Below are 9,238 nucleotides of genomic sequence, written 5' to 3'. Positions count from 1 at the left end.
TCAGCTCGCTGGCATAGACTTTTCCGGGCTGGCTTCCTCATCTGCGGGTTGTTCCACAGGATCTGCGTCGGCCTGGACGGGAGGCAACATCAGCGACATCTCCTGCACGATAAACTCAGCTTCACTGAGCGCCGGTAGCGGCCATGTTGACATAACCTGCTGCTGAAGCTCATCCACCGACGGACCGTTGATATCGGCCTGCCAGAGAGACATCGCCACCAGCCGGGAAGAAATTTTCACGCCCACAATGGATGTCATCTGCGTGCGGACTGATTCATCCGCATCGACTGGGATCTCTTTTGATACCTTCGTGAGATAGCCGATGTATTCAATGCGCTGGAGCGCGGAAAGTTCGTAAAGCGTGATTTCCGCGCCGTTGAACGCGAATTGCTGTGTTTTAAGAAACATGAATTACTCCGGGGAACGGGGCGGGTGCCCCGGTGATCAGGAAACCGTGACGTCCAGTTGTGCAATAAACTGTCCGTCACTGGTCATCACAATGATGTCAGTTGTACCCGCAGACTCGCCCTTATAGCTGACGGTCATGCCATCCGCGGTTACCGTTGCGACGGCAGGTCTCGAAGAAGCGACGCGGAAGGCTTTATCCGTTGCGCCTGCCGGGGCAATGACGACGGTTGCCGTGGCGGTATCACCCACGCCAATGGCATCGGTGGTTTTATCCAGCGTAACGCCGGTGACAGGAACGACGGGCGCACGCTGGTCTTCGGCCAGTGACGGTTTACCGTTATTGGTGATTTTCGCCGTGCGGGTGATAACTTCGTTAGACGGGATAGCTTTGCCCAGGCTGCTGGCCCAGCCTTTAAACACATCGACAGCACCGTTGGGATACTTGATTTTGTAGGCACGCTCTTCACCGTTGTTAAACCAGCTCACCAGATCCTGTTGACCGGATTCGCCCGGCTTCCAGGCCAGCGTAAAACTGGTATCACCCGCTGATTTCGTGCCCTGGGCGGTAGATGCCCATTCAGCGTCATCATCATCGAGATAGCTGTCGTCGTATGATTCAGCCGTCATATCGCCGGGCGTCAGCTCTTTAATCTTCGCGAGTCGGGTCCAGTCGATATCCGAAAGCGGGTTTGCATAAGGGTCACCGGTACCGGAATAAATCCACAAAGTTGTTCCGGCACCTTTTACGGGTACTGCAGGCGATTTCGCCATAATGCGGTCCTCACATTGAGTAAGTGATTGAATATTTCAGATCAACGGAACCCCAGGTCGCGGCTTCGTCATCGCGCTGATAGTCATAGCTGACGGGTGACAGCGTTTCGACAAGCTCATCCAGCGCCGGGATGTCACTCAGCACAGGGTGAATGCGGTCTTCACTCCACGCATCAAGCGCGCTGTCGGTCTCGGTCGCCTTGAGGAAAACCTCAATATGCAGTTCTGCCGTCCACATCTCCCCGTCCAGCTCCGATTCATTACATTCGGCACCGGAGATATAGACGGCGACGGCGGGTAAATCGCCTGGTTCAATGAATGCCGGGCGACCGTCAAAAAAGGTGGTTTCAGCAGTGATTGCCGCCTGTAATGCAGAAATCACAGCAGCACGGATATCGGTATGAATCATTTAAGGATCAGCCTCAGTTGTCTGTTCAGCGCGGCGGACAGTTCCTTTGGAAGATCGGACTCCCGCAACCCACCGACTTCCCTGTTAAATGCCTCAGTAAGCGGAGCAGCAAGAGGAATACTCACCACCTCAATCGGGTAACGGCTTTTCGTGGTGCGCCTGAGTACGTGCCAGCGACCATTCGACAGTTGCTGGATAAAGGCACCGGGAAAAGAATATTTACCGATCCGCAGAACGCTGTTCGTTCCCCTGCTGTCTTTTTTGCGCCGGGACAATCGCACACTGGCCGGGCCAAGTTTGATAGCCGGTAAATTCCCGCGGTTAACACGGATGGTGACCACAGGTCTTCTGACCGTGGCTTTTTTCACACGGGCGCGCTGCCTGATGAGTTTTTGCGGCAGTTTCTTCTCCCCTGCTACCGCTTTTGTACTGCGCGATACCGCACGGGAAGCGATACGGTTCACGGCCTGAGCAGATGCCCGCGGTACAGCCGTTTTACTGATGCTTTCCAGATTGCGCATCGCCTGCTCAAGCCCTTTGATGGACATGACACCTCCCGTCACTCGATGAAGATACGGGGCTTACCGTTAAAAATGTCGTGCCGGGTGACAGCGAAAGAGGTCCCCTCATAGTCGACGACGTCATTCCGCTTTGGTGTGTAGGGAGAGAACACCACAAGCGACAGGCCATTTCCCATCAACGGCCCCATCTCTTCCAGAAATCCGGCAGGCACAACACTCATCGACGTGCCGTTGATAATGGCGGTTTTTCCCATCATGGCAACGGTTGCCGCGTCCATGCGGCTGACCATATTGTCGAAGGGGTTAGGCATTGATTTTCACTTCAATGACCGTCGTCGCAGCGGCAGCATCTTCCCAGGCAACACCAGCAGGCACCGCATCAGCTTCCGCAAGTTGCACGGCACCCTCTTTCAGAAAAACGCGGGCACCAGCCGTAATAGCGTCAGCCGTGAGCTTAGGCAGGAGAAACACGCCTTCGGTGAAGCCATCACCGGTTTCACCGGGCTGGATTGTGGCGATTGCAACAGCCACAACGGAGCCGACAGCAACGGGAGCACCGCCGGGGATATCGGTCTGACCGCTGTTGATCAGGGGAATGGTTTTACCATCCTGAATAAAATTCTTAGCCACAGAGCACTCCTTTCAGCCCGCGACGGGCTGAATTTTGGGTATAAAAAAAGCCCTTACGGGCGTCAGTTTCTGCAATGGGGGATTACTTCCCGCTGGATTTCACCATGCCGCGGTAATCAAGCGGTGCCACGCCAGCATCGATACGGACTTTTGTCGCAATACCGTCGGTGGTGAACCCCTCCTGCTGGTCGATATAAGGCGTATCAACCCCGTTCAGATAAGCCACTTCAATGGTGTCGCTACCCTGCGCAGCGGCGAGATACCAAGCTTCCGCATCCGCATCATCCAGGCGAGCTTCCGCGATAACTTCGGCAAAGTTCTGGATGGGGTTAATGATACCGGCGTTGACGTCAGCGCCTTTGACACTGGCAGATTTGATGGTCTGGTTTGCGGTGGTTTCCAGCCCTACCGGTACCAGCATAAAGGCTGGACGGATATTCAGGGAGCGTTCGCCCTCTTTCTGCAGGCGCATCAGTTTACGTGCGTTATCGAGACTGGTTACGGAGATAGCCCCCTGGGACAGGTTTTTGTGATCTGCATGGAAAATGCCTTTCCCGTCGGAGAGTTTCGCGTTTTTGGTGAGCACGGCATAAACCAGATCGCCGATGGTGCCTTTAGCCGCCCGCCCCATCTTCATCGGGACATCCGTTAACTGATTCAGATCATCGTTGATAATGGCCTGACGGGTGACAGAGAAAATCTCACCGTAAGTGGCCAGCGCAATGGTTTCGCCTTTATCCCCTGTGGTGACGTATTTGTATTCTGCCCCCTCGCGAACCTGTCGCAACGACGGGAAGCCGCCCATACCGACGCGGTGCGCCGTTTTAAAGTCAGACAACTGGCCTTTTTTGGTCCAGCGCTGGAATGTCTCTTCCGCTTCATCCCAGCCCTGCAACAACGCTTTGTTGGCAACATCGAGCAGAATATTGCCAAAATCAGAGGTGCTGTGCGTCAGCGCCAGGCCGACCATCTGCATCGGATTATGGCTTGCAACACCAATTCCGCGTTCAGTCAGGGACATCCGCGCATATTCACGCAGGGTCATGCCGTTATAAACGTTATCCCGCTCCTGATCTTCAAACCCAGCGCGCGCCATCAGCGCCTGGCGGATACCATCGCCGCAGAAATTACCGTTGCCCGCATAAATGTGAGCCGGTGTGGTTTTGTTGGATGGCGTGGACGTTTTTCCGAGCTCAGCCAGGAGCAGGTCTTTGGCCTGGTCGACGGAACATTCCGGATCCGCAACACATTTGGCCTGAAGCTCCTGATGTTTCCCGCCAAACATTGCGAAGAGATCGCCGATGCCGTTAACGCGGGCTTTCTGCTCCGCCAGCACCTGGGCACGAATGGTCGTTTCGTCCGCACCGGAAGGCGTGTCCGGGGTGTTTTGCGGTGCCGGGTTCTCGCGCTGGGCGCTGTTTCGCGGCGGCGTGATCATATTACGAATGCTGCTTGGCATCTTTTCGAATTCCTCAATACGTTTGGAATGAATACAGGCCATCGCCTGCAGTGAAGGGGTAACCTGATCGGCGAAACCCATGGCGAGGCACTCAGCGCCATCCATCCAGGTTTCATCTTCAAGCAGGGCGGCAATCTCCTCAGTGGACTTGCCTGTTTTCTGCGCATAAGCCGGAATAAGTACGGATTCGACCTTATCCAGCAGGTCTGCGTAATCGCGCATGTCGTTGGCATCACCACCCGCAAAACCCCATGGCTTATGAACCATCATCATGGTGTTTTCCGGCATGATGACCGGGTTGCCGACCATCGCGATGACTGACGCCATCGACGCGGCCACACCATCAATGTGAACAGTGATGGACGCACCGTGATGCTTCAGCGCATTAAAAATGGCGATGCCGTCAAAGACATCGCCTCCTGGTGAATTAATGTGAAGATTGATCAGGCTGATATCGCCAAGCGCCTTTAAATCGCTGACAAACTGTTTTGCCGTTACCCCCCAGTAGCCGATTTCATCATAAATAAAAATATCGGCAGTGCTGCTCCCGCTGGCCTGCATGCGGAACCAGGAGTTACTTTTTGCGCTGGCTTTCGGACGGTGGCGCGCCCGGCTCTTTGACTTCGGCACTGGTGCCTCCTTTATCATTGGAAGGGTCTGTATCAAACACCAGCCCCAGTTCTTTGTTTTCGTCGATTTCAGCTTTGCGACGGGATTTAACATCATCAGGATTGCGACCACTGGCGCGCACCCAGTCAGATTCTGTGGCAGCACCACCCCTGATCTGGGTTTTCCAGGCGTTGGCCTCTTTTACCGGATCAATCCATGGCATCACCGGACCGGAATAGACGGCGTTATAGAGCGTGTCCATGTCGACACCACGCGGCACCATAATTTCACCGGATGCCACCGCCATTTTCAGCCAGGCGCGGTACATTGGTCGGGTTACCGCGCCGATAAACCAGTTCTGCAGGATAAGGTAGCCGTCGGTGGACTCCACCAGCTCCTGACGCTGTGCGCTGTACGTCCCGTTGTAGTTTCTCGCAGTACTCGAAAAACTCAGGCGGGTGCCGGCAGCGACGGCGCGCAGCTGACCGTTTCGGAAAGTCTCCAGGTTGGGATTGGGGCGGTCGGATTTAATCATCCCGATCTCTTCACCGGGCTGCAGGTCGTCATACAGCATACCGGGCTGGATCATCAGCTCGCGGTCATCTTTGCCCGTTCCCGCTGAATCATCCTCATAACTTTGCCCGTCTCCTTTTTTGATATACATACCCAGCGCGGCGGCAATACGTGCGGCAGTCAGCTCTGAATCCTCATACTCTTTCAGGGCACTGAGCCGCATCAGGACACCGGATAGCAACGAATTGCCGCGGGTCTGATGCAGCCGCCGGGTATACTTCAGATGCAGCATGTTTTCCGCCTCAACATCCTTGGTGTCGAGTTGTTTCCCACTTACCGGCAGAATCTTGTAGACCTGATAGGCTTTCGGGCGCCCCCAGTCATCGAGGTAAACCCCCTGGCTGAGTTTGCGGGATACATCGCTGTTCATTGGGACGAAATCCGCTTCCAGCGCCTCCAGCCAGAATGGGATCCGCGCTGATGGCACCAGCCCGTTGCCCGTTCCGCTGACTATCTGGGCGAATACTTCACCGTCACGCAGCCAGCTGCGAAGCATAAGTCGCTCCAGCATGGGGCGGGTGAACTGGCCCGTGACTTCAGGCTTAACAGACCATTCAGCGAACTTCTTGCGGATATCCACCACCAGCTTTTTCGCTATTTTGCCGCTGTTCATCTTGGGATGTGGCTCCACCACAATCCCGTTCGCTCCCACGACACGCTCTTCCAGTTTGTCGAAAATGCCGATCACCAGATCGTTGTTGTTGTCGAGCCAGCGCGCCTGCTCCCGAAGGGAAACGGCGCCCATCTGGCTCAGCTGGTTAGCGGACCGATTTTCCCGGCGTGCCTTGTGAGTCCGGGACGGTCTTGCGGCCTCATAAGCCTGTATCACCGCCCTTGCCCGCAGCCGTGAAGCTTTCCATGCCGGCGAAAAAAGTCCGATTGCATCGTCAAGGATGGTCATCAGAACCTCGCCAGTCTGTAGCCCGGTCTGCCCCGGCGTTTGTTGTTAATCGCAGCCAGTCGACGCTCCCACTCCTGCCGTCCCTTACGGATCTCGGCCAGATTTTCAAAGCTCATCTGCTGCCCGTTAAAGGTAATGGACTTGCCGCCCAGCACCGCCATTTCTGCGTCGGTATAACGCTGGATCATGGCTTCAATATCACTCTGGTTCACACCCAGCCTCCTGACGTAGCCCACGGGTTTGCTTCTGTTTCGGATTTCGACTTTTTACGCCGGGTTTTAACTACCGGCACGGGATGAACTTCCGGCGCGGGTGGCGTTTCGCCAGTTTCCGCCGGCGCGTCCTCCAGCCAGGTTTCCCGCCGTGCCCACTCAGGTGCATCCGGCCATTTGATTTTCTCGTAGCCGTGAAGGGTCGCCAGCGCGCTGGCATAGACAAGCAGGTCGAAGGCTTCATTCGCGCCGCGCCCCGGTTTGCTCCATTTGTCATCGGTTGATCGCTCCTCATACGTCAGTTCGTCGTAAAACCAGCTGCCGAGCCATTTCGGGAAATGCACATAATTCGGACCAGGGGATTCGCGCCATAAGGCGTTATTAACCTGGTCTTTCAGTGCATCAGTCTGTAGAAGATACAGCGGCACATCACCCGCGGCTTTTGCCCGACGGGTGGACCTGTCAGTGTTATCAGGGAATGTGCGGGTGATGAGTTTTGAGCGTCTAACGCTGTCGCCCTTGAAGAGAAATATCCTTTTACCCAGTCCATCCCGGCGGCATTTGCGCCAGAATTTATAGGCATTGTCGGTGACGCCATCCTCTCCGCCGGAATCGACCGCCATTGCCATCAGTCGCATGCGTTTTTTCGGGTCGCCTGCCAGAGGCCAGGACTTTTCAAACACATCAGAAAGCAGTAAATCCCAGTCCTCGGGATAACTGGCGGGATCTACCGGGTAACACTCTCCATCCTGGCTGGTTCGCAAGGATTGGCGAATGTTGTAGCGATCAACTACCCATCGCTCTCCCTGCGCACCATACCCGGTCACCTGAACCACAAACCGGCGGGATTTACCGCCCTGAACGTCGACAGTAGCCATAATAAATTCAACACCGTCGGGTACTGCGCGTTTGGGCACATCTTCGGCACGCTGCTCGAGCAGTTCGCTTTTACGCTGTTCAAGACTGGCGCGGGGCAGATAAGGCCTGCCAAAGTCGGTATTAACCACCGTTTTGAGCGTTTCCTCACTCCGGGTGGCTTCATACTCCTGCTCAGCCGTGAGGAATTTATAAATCATCTGCGCCCACGTCTGGTACGCAGCGGCGGGCCCCTCCATCCAGAACGATGCGATACGCGAGCGACGTGGTTCACCGAATCGATTGCCATCCCGGTCTATTTTTTCCCCGTCGCGTAGCCAGACATGCCGGATATTCAGTTCACGCTTCATCTCCGGAGTTATCCTGCCCTTACAGGCAGGGCACTGGAGATAAGCGGCTTCACTTGCCAGAACCGGATCCGCCGTTTCCCTGTACCCCGCCATATTGGCGATTTCTGGCTGGAAATATTCGTGGCAATGCGGACACTGCCAGTACAGGCGGCGACGGTCGCCACGATTAAATAAAGAGAGGATACCGGTAGTCGGCGGCGCTTCATGTGGCGATGCAGGCCGCCATTTAGTGTCACGAATATCGCGACCGGGCGAGCTTTCGACCAGGGTCATGCCGCCGGACATAAACGTGGTTGTTCGTTTTGAACCGAGTGAAAACGCGTCACCTTCCCCGTCAATGTCTTCGGGGAACCGGTCGTAGTCAGTAAGCGCCACACTTTTATAGTCCGACGACGACATGATATTGACCGATGGCCAGCCGAGTTTGAGGTAGTTACCCGCCCGGAATGTCCGGTCATGGACGTTATTGTCATTGCGGCGGGGACTCAGCCGGGCTTTGACTTCCGGACTGCAGCGGAATGTCCTGTCGAGGCGCTTTTTCGAGTGCTCGCGCGCTTTCTCCTCGGAAACCTGGATGACCAGCATGTCAGCCGGATCGCAGACAATGTTGTAGACAATCCAGCCATCGATCAGACCAATGGTTTTCCCGGTTCGGGCTGGCCCGACAAAAACCACTGCATCATATTCCCGCGATGCCAGGCAATTCATCGGCTCAATAATATAAGGTGCAAGATTTGGATCCCACGGTACGGAGTTACCCGCGCCCATCGGCACACGCATATATGAGCTGACCGCATCGGCCACCTGCATACGACGCGGGGCACGTAAAATGCCGGAGACATCGCGGCGGATCCCCCTGGCTGATGCCCGTTTTGCCATCAGTCCTCCTCTGGCTCTCCCTCCTCTGGTTCGGCGTCCATCACTTTTTGTGCCACCTGGTCGCGCAGATCATCGATAACACTCTGTACGCGCGATACCGCAACCGGCGTCAGCGCGCAGTCGCGCTCAAGAATATCCGGGAGCGTCTCAAGCACCATAACGACAGCTTTCGCCATTAATGAAAATTCCCGTGCAACGTCTTCGGCCGGTATCAGTTGATTTGTGTCGACCTCGAATTTCAGCCGCTCATTTTCAGCTTTCCAGTGCGCGAGCCTGTCTGCTGGCTCCATTTCTTCCACGTTTGCCGTGGAGAGGGTCGGGATCATCAGTTCGCACAGAATGTCTGTGACGAGATAAAGTTTCAGTTTGCTGTTACTGCCGGGTGCCGGGCTGACATTTTTCAGCCGTGCTGCAACCGTCTGCCGGTGGACGCCAGTGATACCGGCGAGCTGGTTGATATTGAGTTTTAACGCTGCGATTTCCTGGTCCATGATGATGAACACTTTTTGAACAATTCGACATCATTGAAAAGCGGACACCTTAAAAATCAATAAGCTGCCCACATGATGATGATGACTATAAAACGCGAAAACTAGCCGAAACCCGCGGCCGCGTCGCCCCGTGGCTGGCGGCTCCGCCG

11 protein-coding genes are annotated in these 9,238 nt (G+C 55.4%); all 11 read right to left on the bottom strand.

Annotation, left to right across the window (positions count from 1 at the left end; translation table 11 throughout):
* Positions 1 to 408, bottom strand: coding sequence for a phage tail assembly chaperone G (gpG, locus tag M8Q36_RS15570; RefSeq protein ID WP_249881481.1), 408 nt, complete (start codon positions 406 to 408; stop codon positions 1 to 3).
* A 36-nt stretch (positions 409 to 444) separates the two neighbouring features.
* Positions 445 to 1,182, bottom strand: a complete 738-nt coding sequence (locus M8Q36_RS15565; RefSeq protein ID WP_502825494.1) for a phage tail tube protein — start codon at positions 1,180 to 1,182, stop codon at positions 445 to 447.
* A 7-nt stretch (positions 1,183 to 1,189) separates the two neighbouring features.
* The gene (gpU, locus tag M8Q36_RS15560; RefSeq protein ID WP_249881479.1) at positions 1,190 to 1,588 is read right to left on the bottom strand and encodes a phage tail terminator protein; all 399 of its coding nucleotides are present in this window, start codon (positions 1,586 to 1,588) and stop codon (positions 1,190 to 1,192) included.
* Positions 1,585 to 2,136: a phage tail protein gene (locus M8Q36_RS15555; RefSeq protein WP_249881478.1), complete on the bottom strand. Its 552-nt coding sequence runs from the start codon at positions 2,134 to 2,136 to the stop codon at positions 1,585 to 1,587. The genes gpU and M8Q36_RS15555 overlap by 4 nt, the downstream gene beginning before the upstream one ends.
* Positions 2,137 to 2,147: 11 nt before the next feature.
* The gene (locus M8Q36_RS15550) at positions 2,148 to 2,420 is read right to left on the bottom strand and encodes a DNA breaking-rejoining protein (protein ID WP_249881477.1); all 273 of its coding nucleotides are present in this window, start codon (positions 2,418 to 2,420) and stop codon (positions 2,148 to 2,150) included.
* On the bottom strand, positions 2,413 to 2,739 hold the full coding sequence (locus tag M8Q36_RS15545; RefSeq protein WP_249881476.1) for a DUF2190 family protein: 327 nt from the start codon (positions 2,737 to 2,739) through the stop codon (positions 2,413 to 2,415). Before M8Q36_RS15545 ends, M8Q36_RS15550 begins: the two co-directional genes overlap by 8 nt.
* An 82-nt stretch (positions 2,740 to 2,821) precedes the next feature.
* Positions 2,822 to 4,846, bottom strand: a complete 2,025-nt coding sequence (locus M8Q36_RS15540; protein ID WP_349654605.1) for a ClpP-like prohead protease/major capsid protein fusion protein — start codon at positions 4,844 to 4,846, stop codon at positions 2,822 to 2,824.
* Entirely contained in the window at positions 4,773 to 6,281 is a 1,509-nt protein-coding gene (locus M8Q36_RS15535; RefSeq protein ID WP_249881475.1) for a phage portal protein, read from the bottom strand. Before M8Q36_RS15535 ends, M8Q36_RS15540 begins: the two co-directional genes overlap by 74 nt.
* Complete coding sequence (locus M8Q36_RS15530) at positions 6,281 to 6,493, bottom strand: DUF6148 family protein (protein WP_249881474.1); 213 nt, start codon at positions 6,491 to 6,493, stop codon at positions 6,281 to 6,283. Before M8Q36_RS15530 ends, M8Q36_RS15535 begins: the two co-directional genes overlap by 1 nt.
* On the bottom strand, positions 6,490 to 8,598 hold the full coding sequence (locus M8Q36_RS15525; RefSeq protein ID WP_249881473.1) for a phage terminase large subunit family protein: 2,109 nt from the start codon (positions 8,596 to 8,598) through the stop codon (positions 6,490 to 6,492). The genes M8Q36_RS15530 and M8Q36_RS15525 overlap by 4 nt, the downstream gene beginning before the upstream one ends.
* Positions 8,598 to 9,089, bottom strand: a complete 492-nt coding sequence (locus M8Q36_RS15520) for a DUF1441 family protein (protein ID WP_249881472.1) — start codon at positions 9,087 to 9,089, stop codon at positions 8,598 to 8,600. The genes M8Q36_RS15525 and M8Q36_RS15520 overlap by 1 nt, the downstream gene beginning before the upstream one ends.
* Positions 9,090 to 9,238 lie beyond the last annotated feature (149 nt).

It is taken from the genome of Kosakonia sp. R1.Fl (assembly GCF_023516815.1).
GTDB lineage: Bacteria > Pseudomonadota > Gammaproteobacteria > Enterobacterales > Enterobacteriaceae > Kosakonia.
The sequence above is the reverse complement of the archived record's forward strand: the minus strand, read 5'-3'. Positions and strand labels throughout refer to the sequence as shown.